16 protein-coding genes are annotated in these 16,820 nt (G+C 75.5%); 10 read left to right on the forward strand and 6 right to left on the reverse strand.

The window, feature by feature from the left end:
• Window positions 1-54: 54 nt before the first annotated feature.
• Window positions 55-2,991, reverse strand: a complete 2,937-nt coding sequence (locus NP064_RS16630; RefSeq protein ID WP_284439684.1) for a helix-turn-helix transcriptional regulator — start codon at window positions 2,989-2,991, stop codon at window positions 55-57.
• Between the two features lie 373 nt (window positions 2,992-3,364).
• Here NP064_RS16630 and NP064_RS02485 point away from each other — a divergent pair, with 373 nt between their 5' ends.
• Window positions 3,365-3,655, forward strand: coding sequence for a hypothetical protein (locus NP064_RS02485; RefSeq protein ID WP_227568098.1), 291 nt, complete (start codon window positions 3,365-3,367; stop codon window positions 3,653-3,655).
• Window positions 3,656-3,783: 128 nt separating this feature from the next.
• Window positions 3,784-5,412 (forward strand): ammonium transporter, encoded by a 1,629-nt coding sequence (locus NP064_RS02490; protein WP_227568097.1) that lies wholly within the window; start codon window positions 3,784-3,786, stop codon window positions 5,410-5,412.
• A gap of 159 nt (window positions 5,413-5,571) precedes the next feature.
• On the opposite strand, the gene NP064_RS02495 is transcribed toward NP064_RS02490, so the two are convergent.
• Both NP064_RS02495 and NP064_RS02500 read right to left on the reverse strand, forming a co-directional pair.
• A complete protein-coding gene (locus NP064_RS02495) occupies window positions 5,572-5,820 on the reverse strand; it encodes a hypothetical protein (protein ID WP_227568096.1) in 249 nt (82 codons plus the stop codon).
• Window positions 5,821-5,834: 14 nt separating this feature from the next.
• Complete coding sequence (locus NP064_RS02500; protein WP_227568095.1) at window positions 5,835-7,259, reverse strand: DHA2 family efflux MFS transporter permease subunit; 1,425 nt, start codon at window positions 7,257-7,259, stop codon at window positions 5,835-5,837.
• A gap of 218 nt (window positions 7,260-7,477) precedes the next feature.
• On the opposite strand from NP064_RS02500, the gene NP064_RS02505 reads away from it, so the two are divergent.
• Window positions 7,478-7,921 carry an ATP-binding protein gene (locus NP064_RS02505; RefSeq protein WP_227568094.1) on the forward strand — a complete coding sequence of 148 codons (444 nt, stop codon included), beginning with the start codon at window positions 7,478-7,480 and terminating at the stop codon, window positions 7,919-7,921.
• Here NP064_RS02505 and NP064_RS02510 read toward each other — a convergent pair.
• Window positions 7,899-8,678, reverse strand: coding sequence for an endonuclease/exonuclease/phosphatase family protein (locus tag NP064_RS02510; RefSeq protein ID WP_227568093.1), 780 nt, complete (start codon window positions 8,676-8,678; stop codon window positions 7,899-7,901). The two genes, NP064_RS02505 and NP064_RS02510, sit on opposite strands and share 23 nt — an antisense overlap.
• A 347-nt stretch (window positions 8,679-9,025) precedes the next feature.
• Here NP064_RS02510 and NP064_RS02515 point away from each other — a divergent pair, with 347 nt between their 5' ends.
• Window positions 9,026-9,307: a hypothetical protein gene (locus NP064_RS02515; protein ID WP_227568092.1), complete on the forward strand. Its 282-nt coding sequence runs from the start codon at window positions 9,026-9,028 to the stop codon at window positions 9,305-9,307.
• 48 nt (window positions 9,308-9,355) lie between these two features.
• Here the strand turns inward: NP064_RS02515 and NP064_RS02520 are convergent, their stop codons facing one another.
• A complete protein-coding gene (locus tag NP064_RS02520) occupies window positions 9,356-9,727 on the reverse strand; it encodes a DUF3592 domain-containing protein (RefSeq protein ID WP_227568086.1) in 372 nt (123 codons plus the stop codon).
• 288 nt (window positions 9,728-10,015) lie between these two features.
• A complete protein-coding gene (locus NP064_RS02525; protein WP_227568085.1) occupies window positions 10,016-10,744 on the reverse strand; it encodes a glutamine amidotransferase in 729 nt (242 codons plus the stop codon).
• A 144-nt stretch (window positions 10,745-10,888) separates the two neighbouring features.
• On the opposite strand from NP064_RS02525, the gene NP064_RS02530 reads away from it, so the two are divergent.
• From NP064_RS02530 to NP064_RS02555, 6 genes are all read left to right on the forward strand, one after another.
• Window positions 10,889-12,217, forward strand: coding sequence for a MinD/ParA family ATP-binding protein (locus tag NP064_RS02530; protein WP_256813766.1), 1,329 nt, complete (start codon window positions 10,889-10,891; stop codon window positions 12,215-12,217).
• A gap of 197 nt (window positions 12,218-12,414) precedes the next feature.
• Window positions 12,415-12,951 (forward strand): RNA polymerase sigma factor, encoded by a 537-nt coding sequence (locus NP064_RS02535; RefSeq protein ID WP_227568083.1) that lies wholly within the window; start codon window positions 12,415-12,417, stop codon window positions 12,949-12,951.
• A 128-nt stretch (window positions 12,952-13,079) separates the two neighbouring features.
• A complete protein-coding gene (locus NP064_RS02540) occupies window positions 13,080-14,504 on the forward strand; it encodes a hypothetical protein (RefSeq protein ID WP_227568082.1) in 1,425 nt (474 codons plus the stop codon).
• 95 nt (window positions 14,505-14,599) lie between these two features.
• Window positions 14,600-15,070, forward strand: a complete 471-nt coding sequence (locus NP064_RS02545) for a hypothetical protein (RefSeq protein ID WP_227568081.1) — start codon at window positions 14,600-14,602, stop codon at window positions 15,068-15,070.
• A gap of 154 nt (window positions 15,071-15,224) precedes the next feature.
• The gene (locus NP064_RS02550) at window positions 15,225-16,193 is read left to right on the forward strand and encodes a 5'-3' exonuclease (RefSeq protein WP_227568080.1); all 969 of its coding nucleotides are present in this window, start codon (window positions 15,225-15,227) and stop codon (window positions 16,191-16,193) included.
• A gap of 91 nt (window positions 16,194-16,284) precedes the next feature.
• A complete protein-coding gene (locus tag NP064_RS02555) occupies window positions 16,285-16,776 on the forward strand; it encodes a ribonuclease H family protein (protein WP_227568079.1) in 492 nt (163 codons plus the stop codon).
• Window positions 16,777-16,820: the final 44 nt, after the last annotated feature.

Here is a 16,820-nt window from a genome sequence, read left to right on the forward strand (position 1 = left end):
GCTGGGGATGTCGCGTCATCGTGGCACAGCACTGCGGCGCGACAGCCCTCGCGCTCAGCCCTCGGCCGCCGCGCCGATCAGGCCGCGACGGTGCGCGATGCCCACGGCCTCGGCGCGGCCGGATGCCCCCAGCTTGGCGAGCAGGTTGGACACGTGGACGCTCACCGTCTTGGCGCTGATGAACAGGCGCTCGCCGATCTGCCGGTTGCTCAGCCCGTCCGCCACGAGGGCCAGCACCTCCGCCTCGCGGGCGGTCAGGACGTCGACGGACGGCGCGCGGGCGCCCGGCACCTCGAGCCGCCAGCGCCGGGCGAGCGCGATCAGCCACGCGTGCAGCGGCTGGGCGCCCATCGTCTGCGCGTCGGCGAGTGCCCGCGACGCCTCGCGCGCGGCGCCCGCACGGTCGCCCGAGCCGGCGAGGGCCTCGGCCCAGCGAGCCCGCGCCCACGCCCCGTCGTACCGGTTGCCGTAGTCGTAGGCCTCGGTGACGGCCTGCCACGCCGCCGGCTCGGCGGAGCCCTGCAGGCGGGCGTGCTCCGCCCGGGCGCGCGCGAGCCACGCCCGGCCCTCGGGACCGAGCCGTCCGCCCCGCGGCCGGCCGCGCTCGGCCGTGGCGACGGCCCGGCCCAGCAGAGGGTCGCCGAGGGCCAGGCGGGGAGCAGGGTCGGCGCCGGTCTGCCGGTCCGTCTCGGCGCCGTCCGCGAGCGCGGCCAGCGCCAGCGCGGCGAGCCGGATCCCGCCCAGGAAGTGGTCGCTCCACGTGCGGCCCAGGTGGTCGATCAGCTCGAGCGACAGCTCCACGGCCTCGTCCACCCGCCCAGCCCGGGTCAGGGCCTCGATCGTGCTGGCCCCCGCGAGGAGCGCGAGCTGGCCGTCGCGGTCCCACGACGAGCGCATCGCCTGCCCGCGCTCGATGACGTCCGCCTCGCCGCGGGCCACCGCCGCGCAGAGCTCGATCGCCGCGGACAGGGGCGCCGCCCACGCGGGCACCGGGGGATGGTCCGTCCCCGCGGGGCTCAGGTCCCCGAGCGCGTAGCGCGCGATCTCGGAGAAGAGCCACAGCGTGGCGCCCTCGGCGCTCAGGGACAGGCCCACGTCCCGTGCCTGTGCGACACCACGGATGGCGATGTCGTGCGCCACGGCGATCTGGCCCGCGTAGTAGTGCGTCGTGGACAGGTTGTAGAGGGAGCGCAGCTCGGTGGCCAGGTCGCCGGCCTCGCGGGCCCGCGCCGCCGACGTCGCGAGGAGGGCCGCGGCGCGGGACGGGTCGTCCACGACGAGCACTGCGAGCGTGGTCAGGGCGTCCGCCTCCGCGGCCGCGCAGCCGACGGCCCGCGCGGAGGTGATCGCGGCGTCGGCGCTGCGCAGTGCCACCTGGTCCAGGTCGATGTTCATGGCGGAGCGGGCATGGGTCGCGAGCGCCCACGGCATGGCCTCGAGCCGCTGGTGCGCGGTGAGGTCGGCCACGGCGCGGCCTGCCTGGTCGTGGGACTCCTGGACCTGGTCCGCGGCGAGCAGGCACCGGGCCAGCACGGTGCGGACCTCGGCCTGGCGAGCGGCGTCCTGGGCCGCGGCCTCGAGCGCGCGCCGGGCGAGGGCGATCGCCCGATCGAGCTCGCCGGCCTGGCCAGCCGCGCCCGAGGCGGCGAGCAGCACCTCGACCAGGTCGGAGCCGACCTGGTCGGCCGCGTCGGGCACCGCGTCCCACAGCGAGAGGACCGTCTCGCGGTGGCGCAGCTCCTCGACGGGCGCCAGGACCTGCGCGGCCGCGTGCGCGGCGGCGTGTGAGGCCCGCAGGGCCGTGGGCAGGTCGTGGGCGCGCGTCGCGTGCACGGCCACCCGGGACGGCAGGCCGAGCGCAGGGTCGGCGGCCATCGCCCGCAGGTAGGCCCGGTGCAGCGCCACCTGATCGCCGGGCAGCAGGTCCGCGTAGACGGCCTCGGCGAGCAGCGCGTGCCGGAAGGCGATGTGCTCGCCCTCGCCCTGCAGCACGTGGTGGGCGACCGCCTCGCCGAGCACCGCGTCGTAGCCGTGCGCGGAGTCCAGCTCGTCGCGAGCGACGTCCTCGGCGACGGCTCGCAGCAACGGCTCGTCGACCCGGCGGCCGCCGACCGAGGCGATCTGGGCCAGTCGTTGCACCGCGGGCTGCTGCTGCTCGAGCCGGCCGCGCAGCACGTCGCGCAGCGTCCACGGCAGCCCGCCGTCGGCGCTGATGGAGGTGGTCTCGAGCAGCTCCTCCGCGAAGAACGCGTTGCCCTCCGAGCGCTCGCTGACCCGCCGCAGGTCCTCCTCCGGCAGCGCGCGGCCCAGGGCGGCCGTGGTGAACTCGCGCATCTCGTCGACGGTGAACGGCGGAAGGTCGATCCGCTCGACGCGGGGGTGGCGCGTCAGCTCGGCGAGCATCGGGCGCAGCGGGTGGCGTCGGTGCAGGTCGTCGGTCCGGTAGCTCGCGACCACCAGCAGGTGCTCCTGGCGCATCCGAGCCAACAGGAACCGCAGCACGTCGCGGCTCGAGGAGTCCGCCCAGTGCAGGTCCTCGATGAGCAGCAGCAGCGGGGCGCCCTCACGCCCGACGGCGCCCAGCACCGCCGAGAGGCCGTCGAACAGCTGCAGCCGGCTCATCTGGTCCTCCGCCGCGGGCAGCTCCTGCGAGCCGGTCGAGAGCAGCCGGCCGAGCGCCGGGCGGGAGGCCAGCGCGCGGTCGACGACCTCGGGGGCGAGAGCGCGCAGCTGGGCCAGCGTCTCGGCGAACGGCAGGTACGGCAGGCCGATCTCTCCGAGGTCCACGCAGTGCGCGGTGACCACCGTGGCCCCGGCCTGCTCGGCGAGCTCCGCGCAGCGGCGAAGCAGCCGCGTCTTGCCCACCCCGGCGTCGGCGCCGAGCAGCACCGCCCCCGGGCTGCCACCGGCCGCGCGGGCCAGCGCTGCGGCGACCTGCGCGACCTGGTCGCCGCGCGCCACGAACTGCGTCGTCATCGAGGCTGGGCCCATGGCTCCGATCTTGTCAGGCCCCACCGACCGACGGCCGTGCGGACCGCCCGACGGATCCGGGCGCCCAGGCGCACCTCGACGACCCGGGCCCGTCCCTCCCGTGCGGCGGGCCGGTCCCCGCGCCCTGACAGGTCGTTCAGCATCCGCTCCCGGCGGTACGCCAGCTCGGCGTCCAGCCCTTGTCCCCACATGTCGTTCATCGGTGCCTCCCCTGCTGGCGAGCCCTGTGCTCGCACCTCAGACGGTGCCTCTGAGGCCGGGGCGCGCGGATCGGTCAGATGCCCGGTCGTGCGGGGGCGGGTGGGATGGCCGCGGCCTGAGGCGCCTCAGAGCGGTGCCCGGGACGACGCCCGCCAGCACGTACCGTGACGCCGTGCCCTCCTACCGCGTCTCGATCGGCGTCGGCCTGCTCCACCCGGGCGTGGACCCCGCCGGCGTCGTGCCCGCGGCCGCGTCGGCGGCCCGTGAGCTCGCCACGGTGGAGTCCTCCGACCTGGCGGTGACGCACGGCGAGGCGCGGATCTCCGTGCGGTTCACCGTGGCCGACGACGAGCACGCCCTCGCGGTCGGCCAGCACGTCGTGGCGGCTGTCGACCGGCTCGGTGACACCTCTCGCCCCACGCTGGACCGTCGGGCCGGGCCGCGGTGGACCGCCGTGCGCTGACGACGCGCTACGGCCGAATCGCGGCCTATGTCGGGCCGGTTTACATTCGCAGCATCGGGTGAAGACGCGGGGGACCGCCGTCGGGCCCGCGGGAAGCGGCGGGGGCCCGCTCTCGGGGAGGCTGCGCGATGAACGAGGCTGACACTGCCTGGGTGCTGGTGTGCGCGGCACTCGTGCTCTTCATGACACCCGGCCTGGCGATGTTCTACGCGGGCATGGTGCGGTCCCGCAACACGCTGACGATGATGCTGCAGAACATCGTGCCGCTCGGCGTCATCTCGCTGACCTGGGTGCTGCTCGGGTACACCCTCGCGTTCAGCAACCAAGGCACCAAGTTCCTCGGCGCGCTGGACGCCACCGCGCTGCTGGACATCGAGCAGCCCCAGTTCCACACGGTCGCGGCGGGCGTCACCATCCCCGTGCTGGCCTTCGTGGCCTACCAGATGATGTTCGCCGTGATCACCCCGGCGCTCCTCACCGGCGCCACCGCCGGGCGGCTCAAGATGCTCGGCTGGGTGGTCTTCCTCGCCGTGTGGTCGCTGGCCGTGTACCCGCAGGTCGCCCGCTGGCTGTGGCATCCCATGGGCTGGCTCGCCGACCTGGGCGCCCAGGACTGGGCGGGCGGGATGGTCGTGCACGCCTCCGCGGGGGCGGCGGCCATCGCGGTGCTGCTCGTGGTGGGCCGGCGGCGGGACTGGCCGCACGTCTCGTCCTCGCCGAGCAACCTGCCGCTGATGCTCGCGGGCGCCGGCATCCTGTGGTTCGGCTGGTTCGGGTTCAACGCCGGCGACGGCCTCCAGGCCGATGGGATCGCGGCGCAGGCGCTGGTGAACACGCACGTCGCGGCGGCCGGCGGGCTGTGCGCGTGGCTGCTGCTCGAGCGCCTCACGAGCGGGCACGCGACGCTGGTCGGCGCGGCGTCGGGAGCGGTGGCGGGCCTGGCGACGGTCACGCCGTGCGCGGGCTTCGTGAGCACGGGCGCCGCGATCGCGATCGGCGTGGTGGCCGGGCTGGTCTGCAACCTGGCGGTGGGGGTCAAGTACCGCCTGGGCTACGACGACGCGCTCGACGTGATCGCCGTGCACTTCACGGGCGGCGTCCTGGGCTCCATCCTGCTCGGCTTCTTCGCCGACAGCGCCATCAACCCGGTCAGCGCGGACGGCCTGTTCAACGGTGGTGGGGGCGCGCTGCTCGGGCACCAGGTGATCGCGATCCTCAGCGTCGTGGTGTTCTCGTTCGTGCTCAGCTGGGTCATCGCGGCGCTCGTCAACGTGACGATCGGGCTCCGCGTGCCGCTCGCCGAGCAGGACGACCTGGACCGCGAGCAGCAGGGCGCCGCCGCGTACGCCCTGAGCGGGGTGGCGGTGCGCGGCATGGAGTCCGCGGGGCGGAGCTCCGGAAGCGGTGGGGTCGGTGGCCCGTCCGCGGCCGGCGCCGCAGGGGGGACCGCTCAGGGCCGTCCCGGGCGCCAGCTGGTCACGGCCCTGGTGGACACCGGGCGGGTCGACGCGCTCCGGGACGCGCTGCTCGCGGCCGGCGCCGAGTCGATCGTCCTGTCTGACGCGGCGGTCTACTCGCCGACGACGCCCATCGTCGAGGTCTTCCGTGGGCGCTACCAGCGCGTCGACTTCCGCGAACGGTTGAGGGTGCAGGCCGTCGTCGACGACGACCACGCCGCGGCGGTGGCCGCCGAGCTGGTGCACACGTTCGGCGCGGATCCGCGGTCCGTCTACCGGCAGGAGGTCGGCTCCGTGTGACGGGTGAACCGGTCCAGGAGCACGAGGCATGAGGGGCGTGGCTGTCCGGCACTGAGCCGGCTGCCCGTCCGCACCGGGGGTCGGGGGGACTCCCCGGTGCGGACGCGCAGCCGGCTCAGCGTCTGACCGGCCCGCCGCCGGGGACGGCGGGGGACGGGGTCAGCGCGGGTCCACCTCGACCTCCCACACGAAGCCGTCGAGCACCTCGGCGGCGTGCCGGTGCGCGGCGTCCAGCGCGGTGGCCAGGTCGGGCGCCTCGCCCGGGACCTCGAAGGCCACGGTCGTGCCAGTGGGCGGGAGCGTCTCGGGGTGGTCGTCGCCGGTGGCGCCCAGCGCGTCGGCCATGCCGGCGCGCACCGCCTCGTCGGGGACGTCCTGGACGGTGATGCGGGCGAGGTAGTCGGGCACCCGCACATCGTCCCTCATGCCACCGACGCGTCCGGGGGGCGGGCGTCCGCGCTGGCGCCCGGCACGGTGGCCCACGCGACGAGCGCGCCGGCCGCCATCAGCCCGGCGCAGACGAGCATCGCGGTGCGGTTCGCCGGGGCCAGCGTGGCGGCGTCGTTGAGGCTGCGCCCGACCCCGGCGACCAGGGGCAGCACCGCCACGACCAGCAGGCTCGCGATCCGCGCGACGGCGTTGTTGACGCCGCTGGCCGCGCCCGCCAGGCGGTCCGGCGCGGCGGCGAGCGCCGTCGAGGTGAGCGGAGCCACCGTCAACGCGAGCCCGAGGCCCAGCACCAGCACCCCCGGCAGCACGGCCGTCAGGTACGGGGCCCGGTCACCGACGCCGGCGAGCAGCACGGCCCCCGCCGCGCACCCCAGCGGCCCTGCCGTCATGGGCAGCCGGGGGCCGATCCGGGTGCCCAGCGCTCCGGCCCGGGCCGAGAGGAGCAGCAGCAGGATCGTGACCGGCAGGGGGGCCAGGCCCGCCGCCAGGGCCGAGTACCCCGCCACCACCTGCAACGTCACCACGAGGAAGAAGAAGACCCCGCCCAGCGCCGCGTACACCAGGAATGTCGCCGCGTTGGCCCCGGTGAACGGCCGCCAACGGAACAGCCGCAGCGGGAGCAACGGGTGGGTCGCGCGGCGCTCGACCAGCACGAAGGCGACCAGGGCCACGACGGCCACGGCCAGGGAGCCGGCCACCTGCGGGTCGCCGGGACCCAGATCGGGCCAGGCCGTGAACCCGAAGGCCAGGCCGGCGAGCCCCACGGCGCCGAGCAGCGTGCCCGCCACGTCGAGGGCGCGGGCGGCCTGCGGGTCCCGGGACTCCGGGACGTGCCGCAGCGTCACGGCGGCCACGACAGCGGCGAGGGGCAGGTTGATGAAGAAGATCCAGCGCCAGCTCGCGACGTCCACGATCCAGCCGCCCAGGAACGGCGCCGCGGCGCCGGCGATGCCGCCCAGGCCTGACCACGCGCCGATGGCCCGGCCACGGTCCTGCTCGTCGAACGAGGACTGCAGGATGGAGAGGGAGCCCGGGGTGAGCAGCGCCCCGCCGATGCCCTGCACCAGCCGGGCCGCGACGAGCGTGCCGATGTCGGGCGCGAACCCGCACAGCGCCGAGCCCACCGTGAACCACGCGACCCCGACGAGGAACACCCGGCGCCGCCCGAACCTGTCCCCGAGCGATCCGCCCAGCAGCAGGAAGGCCGCCAGGGTCAGCGCGTACCCGTTCACGGTCCACTGCAGGCCGGCCGTCCCTGCGTCGAGCTCCTCCCCGATGTGCGGCAGGGCGATCGTGACCACCGTGGCGTCGATGAACGCCATGCCTGACCCGAGCACGGTGGCGAGCAGCACCCACCGGGCGCGGGCGGTCCCGTACGCCAGCCCGTCGGTCGTCATGGCAGCCCCCCGTCTCCTCCGGGCTCGGGCGACGCCAGGGGCGCCCGAATCCCGTCAGGGTAGGGCGCTCGTCCGGGGAGGCGCCCGACGGCGGCCAGAGGGTAGATTCAGGAGGACCCGGACAAAAGCCGCGCGGTTCGTTCACTACTTGGACACAGGTATGGATGAAGGGCCCGGTTCACCCGGCGGATGCCCCATGCGTCGGGCACAGTGGACCGGTGGGCGACGTCCGAGAGCTACGCAGTGCCGGCAGCGTGCGGCGCCGGGAGGCCCTCGCCGAGACCGGCGAGCTGGTCCTCAGGGCCGAGCGGTCGGCCCCCCGCGCGGCCCGGCACTGGATCATGCGGGCGGTCGCCGCCGCCGGGGTGCACGGCACCTCGAACCAGGTGGTGGAGCTGCTCGCCGGCGAGCTGGTGGCCAATGCCGTGCTGCACGGGCCGTCCGACGGGGAGATCCGGGTGCACGTGAGGATCTACCAGGACGAGGTCCGGGTCGAGGTCACCGACGAGAGCCCGACGCGTCCGCGCGTGCGCCGCCCGCAGCCCACCGACCCGAACGGCCGCGGCATGGCGCTGGTCGAGGCGCTGTCCTCGGCGTGGGGCGTCGAGCGGCTCGACGACGGCGGCAAGACGGTCTGGTTCACCGTGGAGAACCAGGACTGACGCGCACGTCCACCGCGAGGGCGCGGTGGTCGGAGATCCCCAGGTCGAAGGACGCGCCGCCGTCCACCGCCTCGACAGCCCCGTCCCCGAGGATGTGGTCGAGCTGGCGCTGCGGCGACTGCAACGGGAACGTCGCGGCCCGCGCCAACGAGCGCATGCCCGAGGCCTGCGTGGCGCGGCGCGGGTCGATGTTGAGGTCGCCGAGCAGCACCAGCGGGCGGGGCCTGTCCCGCAGGCCGCGCACCAGCCGGCGCAGCTGCACCACGTTCCAGCCCGGGATGAACGTCAGATGCGTGGCCGCGACCGTCAGCGGGCCGTCCGGGGTGCTGACCACGGCGGCGACCGCCGCCCTCGCCTCGTCGCGCACCAGGGCGGGCAGCCGCGCGCCCGGGAACTGCACGGGCGCCCGGCCCCGGAGCGCGGGCAGGGCCAGGTCCTGCCAGGACAGCACGGGCAGCCGCGTCAGCAGGGCGATCCCGTAGCTCGACCGGGCGGGCTGGTGGTCGCCGGTCGCGGCGGACCACACGCCCGGCTCCCCGTGCATGGTCGCGACGAACCGGTGATCGGTGGCGCCCATCGCCTCGGCCGCCACGGCGGTCAGATCGGCGCCGTGCGAGCGTGGCTGGTCCCGGTCGACCTCCTGCAGCGCGAGGATGTCCGCGTCCAGCGCGCGCACGGCCTCCCGGAACCGGTCGAGGTCCACCCGGCCGTCCCCCAGGGACCGTCCGTGCAGGATGTTGAAGGTGGCGAGGCGCATCGGCTCGATTGTCCTGTCCGCGCTGCGTCAGCGCGCGCTGTCGTGTACACACGCCTCATGACGGACGTCGTCGAGCCAGCGGGCGCGTCCCGTGACGATCTGCAGGACGCGTTGCGCCGCACGGCTGTCGCGCTCGGCCGCGCGGGGATCCCCTTCGCGCTGGTCGGGGGGTATGCGGCCTGGGCCCGCGGTGCGCCGGAGCCCTCCCATGACGCCGACTTCGCGATCTCGGAGCGTGATGTCGGCCGCGCGAGGGCGGTGCTCGCCGACGCCGGGCTCGAGGTGGTCGAGCCGGCCGAGGACTGGCTGTTCAAGGCGGGGGCGCCCTGGTCGATGTCATCTTCCGCATGGTCGGCGAGCCGGTCACACCGCAGATGCTGGCGCGCTCGGACGTCATCGAGGTGCTCGCCGTGCGGATGCCGGTGATGGACGCGACCGACGTGCTCTCCGCGAAGCTGCGGGTGCTCGGGGAGCACTTCTGCGACTTCACGCGGCTGCTGCCAATCGCCCGTGCGTTGCGCGAGCAGGTCGACTGGGACCGGCTGGCCACCGAGGTGCGCGACTTCCCCTTCGCCCGGGCCTTCCTCTTCCTGCTCGCCGAGCTGGGCGTGACCCGGCCCCGCGTCTGAGGCGCCTCAGACGCGGGACCCGGGACCTCGGCGCGCTCGTGGGCGGGCTCAGCCGGGGCCGCGGCGCCCGAGGATCGCAGCGGACAGGGCCACCGCCCCGAGCGCCACGGCCACGACCCCGCCGACCAGGATCTCGACGCTCCACACCGAGCTGGCCGCCGGCGCCACGCGCTGCGGGTCCTGGGGGTCGTAGCGCACCGCCACGCGCTGGCCGGAGGAGACAGGGACGCCGTCCATGTCGAGCTCGAACGTCGGCCCGTCCGGGTCGGCGTCGTGCACCGCGCGCACCGTGCCGCCGAGCACGCTCTGCACCACGGCCCATCCTGGTTCGGCACGGGCGTCGAAGCTGATCCGCGAGGCCACCGGCCACCCGACCACCAGGAGCAGGAGGAGCGCGAGCGTGCCGGTCACCGCGGCCACCCGGCCATGGGTGACCGACGGGAGGGCCGGCGGCGGGTGATGGGGGGAGCCTGGCGTGGCGCTGGGCTGGTGCTGACTGGCTGCCGGAGTGCCGGCGCCGTGTTGTGGGCGCGCTCGGGGCATGTCGTCCTCGCTTCGTTGCAGGGAGACCATCAGGTGTCGGAGCGTGTCCGCGTCCAGTGGGGCATCGCGAACGTAGTGATTCCACGGTGATGCGACAAGAGGCCATCCGCCGAGCGGATCCTCACCCGATGGGGGGATGGGCGGATGTGCCGGGAGCCGCGTCGCTCAACCGAAGAGCCGGACGAAGTTCTCGAGCACCAGCCGCGGCCAGGAGACATCCGCGGCGCGGATCCGGGCTGCGACCTGGTCGGCCTCGTGCGGTGGGAAGTACCCGGCGTGCCGGTACACCTCGATCCGGGTGAGGATCCCCTGCGCGTCGAGCTCCGGGTGGAACTGCGTGGCGTACAGGTGGCGCCGCATCCGGAACATCTGCACGGGGCACGTCGGGGACGAGGCGAGCAGCACGGCGCCGGGCGGCAGCGCCGAGCAGGCCTCCTTGTGGCCGACGAACGCCTCGAAGGCGCGCGGCAGCCCGGCGAGCAGCGGATCGGCGGCGCCGGCGTCGGTGAGGGTGACCTGCACGGGCCCGACGGGCTCGGCGAAGCGCCCGTCGATGACCGCGCCCTGGTGGGCGCCGAGGGTGCCGACGCCGTAGCAGGCCCCGAGGAACGGCACGTCCCGGGCCACGATCTGGTCGAGCAGCGGCTTGAGCTCCGCCTCCACGCGCCGCTGCGTCGGGGGCTTGGACTCCTCGGGGTCGGACGAGCTGAACGGGCTGCCGCCGACGATCACGCCGGCGTACTCGTCGAGGTCGATCGCCGGGAGCGGGCCGGCCTCCATCCGCACGCGGTGCAAGCGCTCTGCGGGGAGGCCGGTGAACCGGAGGAAGGCGGCGTGCTCGTCGTCCGCCGCGACGTCCTCGGGGCGGGACGCGAGCAGGAGGAAGGGCCTCACCGGTCCGAGCCTAGGCGCCCCGCCGCCGTCCGGCGCGGCGGCCCGACCTCGCGCGGTGTCTGAAATGCACCTTACGATGCGGAATTGCCTGGTCCGGCGTAGGTTCGGGGACGGCATCGTCACCGTCGATGGGAGGCCCAGCTGATGAGCGAGCCAGGAGCCGTAGCGCAAGACGTGCACACGGAGGACGCGGTGCAGGCGGTGGTCCGCGCCGACGGCACGGGCGAGATCGTCATCGAGGGGATCGTGCAACGGGTCGCCACCGGCAGCATGGCCGAGGCAGGCGCCGCCGTCACCGGTCTCATCGCCGAGCTGGCCGGGCGAGCCGGGCATCCGCTGCCCGCGGAGGTCGAGGACCCCGACGGCCGCTGGTCGCTCGTGATCCACCCCGACGGGACGGTCGAGGAGGCGCCGCCCGGCGGGGCCGGCGACGCCGCAGCCCCGGACACGGTGGCCGGGGGCGCGCACACCGGGGGCCGGACCACCCGCACCACGCGCAGCACCCGCCGGCCGGAGGCCGCGGAGCCCGAGGCCGGCCCCTTGCCGACCCTCGACGACCTGCTCGCGACCCGGTCCCAGAGCCCCACCGGCCCCGCCGAGCACGGCTGGCAGGTGGCGGTGCGCCGCGCGACCCTCGGGCTGGTCTCCGTGGGGCCCGGCCGCAACGAGCACCGGCACCGGGACAACGTCCGCGCCGTGCAGCGGAGCCTCGACGGGCCCAAGACCATCGTGGTGATGAACCCCAAGGGCGGCGCGCACAAGACGACGGCGACGCTGCTGCTGGCCTCGACCTTCGGCATCCACCGCGGCGGGTACACGCTCGCCTGGGACAACAACGAGACGCGCGGCACCCTGGGGTGGCGCTCCGAGCACGCCCGCCACACCAACACGGCGGTCAACCTGCTGCAGAACCTCTCGCGCTTCACCGACCTGCAGGTGGCGCGCGTCGGCGACCTCGACAACTACGTCCGCTCTCAGGGCTCGGCGCAGTTCGACGTGCTCGCCTCTGACGAGGACGCCGCGTCCGCCGCCTCCGTCGACGCCGAGGCGTTCGGCGAGCTGCACGGCACGCTCGAGCGGTTCTACCGGGTCATGGTGGTCGACACCGGCAACAACATGCGGGCCTCGAACTGGCAGGCGGCGATCGACGTGGCCGACCAGCTCGTCGTGGTCTCGACCGTCAGGGAGGACACCGCCCAGTCCGCGGCGTGGGCCCTCGACGCGCTGCGCGCCACCGGCCACGACGACCTCATCCGGCGGGCCGTCACGGTGCTGTCCGCGCCGGCGCCCCGCGTCGACCGGCGCCTGCGGCGGCGCCTGCACGAGCACTTCGGCGCGCTGACCCGGTCCGTGATCGACGTGCCCTACGACCGAGGGCTCGTCAGCGGCGGGCCCATCGGCTACGACGCCCTGTCACGACGCACCCGGGAGGCCTGGCTGCAGGTCACCGCCGAGGTCGCGGACGGGTTGTAGGCCCCGACCGTCGTCCCGGGCGCCGATCTGCGGTCGGCGCCCGGGACGCGCCTGTGCTCTGAGCGGCTGGGCGTGGGCCCACCGGGGATGTCGGGCCCCGAATGTCGCCGCTGGCGTGCAAGATGCCGGTGGGCCGAGACACAGGCCGGGTGGAGGAGCGTTCGCCCGAGCGCGCCCCCTGAGCCCAGGAGCTGCCCGTGCCGCCGCGGACCGAACGTGACCTCGACACGTCGCCTGCCCCTGCCCCCGCCCCGCACGACGCCGCCTGGTTCGACGAGGTCGTCCGCGCGCACGGCCCCGCCGTGTACCGGTACTTCGTGCGCCGGGCGCCCCGCGACGACGCGGAGGACCTTGCCGCCGACGTGCTCGCGGTCGCGTGGCGTCGGCGCGCGGACGTGCCGCACGGCGCCGAGCTGCCGTGGCTGTACCGCACGGCCGGGTTCGTGCTGGCGAACCATCGTCGCAAGGGCCGCCCCACGCCCGTGGGAGACGTGCCCGACGAGATCGACGACGCCGACCCCGCGACCCTCGCCGTCGCCGACGAGCAGGTGCGGCACGTCCTCGCAGCGCTCAGCCCTCGCGACCGGCGCATCCTGCTGCTCGGCGCGTGGGAAGGGCTCAACGGGGACGAGCTCGCCGAGGTGCTCGGCATCAGCCGTGGCGGCGCCGACGCCGCGCTGTCCCGTGCGCGGTCCCGGCTGCAGGAGGCCTGGGCCGCCCACGCCCCCGCCTGAGCGGCCCGCGCGGCGGCGCCTGCCACGTCCCCCGGCGCGACCGGTGCAAGCCCGCGGCGCCCCGCGACACAGAGGGGGTAGAGGCGCCTGACCTGTCGCATCCCCATCCCAGACCTTCGGAGGCCACCGTGACCAGCGTGCCGCCCACCCCGCCCGACGAGCCGTTCGACCGGCTGCGCGCCACCGACCCCGCTGCGGGCGTCGAGCCGGACACCGAGGCGCTGGGCGCCGCCGTGGCAGCGCGCACCGGCCACCTCGCCGAGGGGCATGGCGCCCCCGACTCGGTGCCCGGCGGCCCGGCCACCGGCGCCACGGACGAGCTCGCGGCACGTCGCCGCCGCCTGCCGTGGGGCGCCCGCTGGACGCAGGTAGCCGCCGGAGTGGCGGCGCTCGCGGTCGTCGGCGCCGGAGGGTTCGCGCTCGGGGCAGGCCAGGGCGGCGCGGACCAGAGCGCCACCGGCAGCTCCCTGCCCGCTCCGGTGCAGCTCGGTGGCGCCAGCGCGCAGGTGACCTCCGGGGCGGCATCGTCCGCCGACGGGCTCGCGCTGGCGGAGAGTCGGACGATGGCGGGCTCGGGTGGGCGTGCGGTGTACACCGGCGCGGGCCTGTCCACCGAGGGTGGCGTCGCCCGGGCGTGGGGCTTCGACGCGGCGTCGACGTACTCGGCGGAGACGGCCCGCCGCGTCGCGGAGGCCCTCGGCGCCACCGGTGACCCGGTGCTGGAATGGGGATCCTGGACTGTGGGCCCCAACGACGGGTCGGGCCCCACGGTGCAGGTGCAGCCCGACGGGCTCACCAGCGTGAGCTATTACGACCCCACGATCCAGGCCGGCCAGTGCATGGACATGGCCACGAGCCCGAGCGGCGCCACGGCGGACACCGGGCAGCCCGACACGATGGAGCAGATCGCGCCGGCGCCCGGCGGGGGAGCGTGCGAGAGCGGCGAGCCCGCTCCCGGCGCCGACCAGGCGGTCGAGCGCACCCGGGAGCTGTTGCGCGCGCTCGGGGTCGACGACGCCGGCTACGAGGTCACCGTCGGGGAGAGCTGGACGACGGAGCTCGCGTCGGTGACGGCCGAGCGGGTGCTCGACGGTCAGCGGACCGGCATCGCGTGGAACGTGACCCTCGCCGCCGGGGGAGAGGTGCAGAGCCTCCACGGGGCCCTGGCCCCCATGGTCGACCTCGGCGAGCTCGAGGTGATCAGCCCGGCGGACGCCGTCGCACGGCTCGCCGACCCGAGGTTCGGCGGCTCCTGGGGTGGTGGTGTGATGCCGCTGCTGCGGGCGGACCAGGGGATGGCCGTGCCGGAGATGGGGATCATGCCGGTCGAGCCCGAGTGGACCGTCCCGCCCACCCCGCGCGCGGGGGACCCGCTGCCGTGGGCCGTCACCGAGGTCACCCTGACGTCCGCGCGGCTGGGGATCGGGATGACGACGCTGGACGACGGATCCACGGTGCTGCTGCCGAGCTACGAGCTGTCGGACGACTCGGGGAGCACCTGGAGCGTCGTGGCCGTGGCAGACGCGCACCTGGACTTCACGCCCGCCGGATGAGCTCCACGGCCCGGCGGCGCAGGAGGGCGCGCCGCCGGGCCGTGGGATGTCCGCCCCCGGTTGCCGTCCCGCCAGCCAGGGCCCAGTTTGGGCGCATGGGGACACAGATGAGGGCGTCGGGCGGGCTCGTGCTGCGGTGCTTCCTGCTCGGCGCCGCCACCGGCGCCCGCGGATCGCTGGGCATCGCGCCCCCGCTGCTGGCCGGAGGGCCGCAGGGCCGGGCGCGGCGGGTGCTGCCCGCGCTCGGGGTCGCGGGGGAGCTCGTCATCGACAAACTGCCCACCACCCCCAGCAGGCTGCTGCCGCCCGGGCCCCAGCTGCGGGTCGCGACCGCCGTGGTGGGATCAACGGTCCTCGCCCGCCGGGCCGGCGCCTCGCCGCCGCTCGCCGCCCTGGCGGGAGCGGCGGGCGCCGTCACCGGGACCTGGACCGGCGCCGGGTGGCGCCGGTGGGTCGACGCGCGCACCGCCGACTGGAAGGGCGCCGTGGTCGAGGACGCCGTGGCCCTGACGCTTGCCTGCCTGGCGGTCCGGGGATCCGGCGCGGTCCCGTCCGCGTCGCGCTGAGGGGTGCTGCACTCCGCTGGGCTGCTGGTCCGCGCCGTCACCCACCGCAGGGCGCTGTCCCAGGTCCGCGCTACGTTGGCCAGGACAGCGCGTCCCGACGGCCGGGCGCCGACGACATGACCGCGGCCGCGGTCCCAGACGCAGGAGAGTGCCTATGCCCAGCGGCGACCTGATGCTGCTCGACACCGCCTCGCTGTACTTCCGGGCGTTCTTCGGCGTGCCGGACTCGGTGCGGGCGCCGGATGGGACACCGGTCAACGCGGTGCGCGGCCTGCTGGACATGATCGCCCGGCTTGTCGACGACCACCGGCCGGGCCGGCTCGTGGCGTGCTGGGACGACGACTGGCGCCCGGAGTTCCGGGTCGCGGCGATCCCGTCCTACAAGGCGCAGCGCGTCGCCCAGGAGGTGCCGGGCACCACGGGCATCGAGGTGGTGCCCGAGACCCTCACGCCGCAGATCCCGGTGATCATCGAGGTGCTGGCGGCGCTCGGCATCGCGCGCGTCGGGGCGCCGGGCTACGAGGCCGATGACGTGATCGGCACCCTGGTGGCCCGCGAGGTCGCGCGCCCCGAGGCCGTGCGGGCGGGCGTCGACGTGGTCACCGGCGACCGGGACCTGTTCCAGCTGGTCGACGACGACGCCGGGGTGCAGGTGCTGTACACGGTGAGCCGCGGCATCAAGGACATCGCCGTGGTGGACGACGCGTGGCTGGCCGAGCGGTATGCGGTGACGTCCGGGGCGGGGTACGCGGACCTGGCGGTCTTGCGCGGGGACCCCAGCGACGGCCTGCCCGGTGTGCCCGGCATCGGGGAGAAGACCGCCGCGGCGCTCATCCACCGGTACGGGGACCTCGCGGGGGTGCTGGCCGCGCGGGACGCGGGCGATCCTGGGCTGACGGCCACACAGCGTCGCCGGCTGCAGGAGGCCGCCGCCTACCTGGAGGTCGCGCCGATGGTGGTCCGGGTCGCGTCCGACGCCCCCGTCGGCGAGTTCGACGACCGGCTGCCTGCCACGCCCGTCGACCCGGAGGGCCTGGTCGAGCTCGCCCAGCGGTGGGGCCTGGCCTCGAGCGTCCGCCGGGTCGTCGACGCGATGTCGGGCGTCGACACCCTGTCCGGCTGAGCTCCACGGCGGCCGGTGCCTCGACGGAGCGCGCTGCCGGGCCTGACGTGCGGAGTCGTCCGTCGGCCGCGCAGCCAGGCAGAATGCTCCGGTGATCACGGTCAGCACGGACGGCTCCTGCCTGCGCAACCCCGGAGGGGCCACGGGCTGGGCCTGGGTCAACCACGACGGAACCTGCGAGTCAGGCGGCCTGCCCTCGGGCACCAACCAGATCGGCGAGCTGCTGGCCGTGCTCGAGGCGATCTTGGCTCACCCCGGCGACGAGCTGCTGCGCATCGAGTCTGACTCGCAGTACGCGATCAAGTGCGCGTCGGAGTGGGTCGCGGGCTGGAAGCGCAAGGGGTGGCGCACGGCGAGCGGCTCGCCCGTGCAGAACCTGGCCATCGTGCAGGCCATCGAGAAGGCCATCGCGGAGCGGCCCGGGAAGGTCGTCTTCCACTGGGTGCGCGGCCACCAGGGCGACACGTTCAACGAGCGCGCGGACGTGCTCGCGGGACAGGCCGCGCGCGCGGCGCTGGCCGGCACCGGCGCCCGGGTGCCGGTCGAGCCGACGCCCGAGCCCGCGCCCGACCTGCTGTTCTGAGCCGCGGCCTGTTCAGCCGCGACCGTTCCTGAGCCTCGACGCAC

Source organism: Cellulomonas chengniuliangii (genome assembly GCF_024508335.1).
GTDB lineage: Bacteria > Actinomycetota > Actinomycetes > Actinomycetales > Cellulomonadaceae > Cellulomonas_A > Cellulomonas_A chengniuliangii.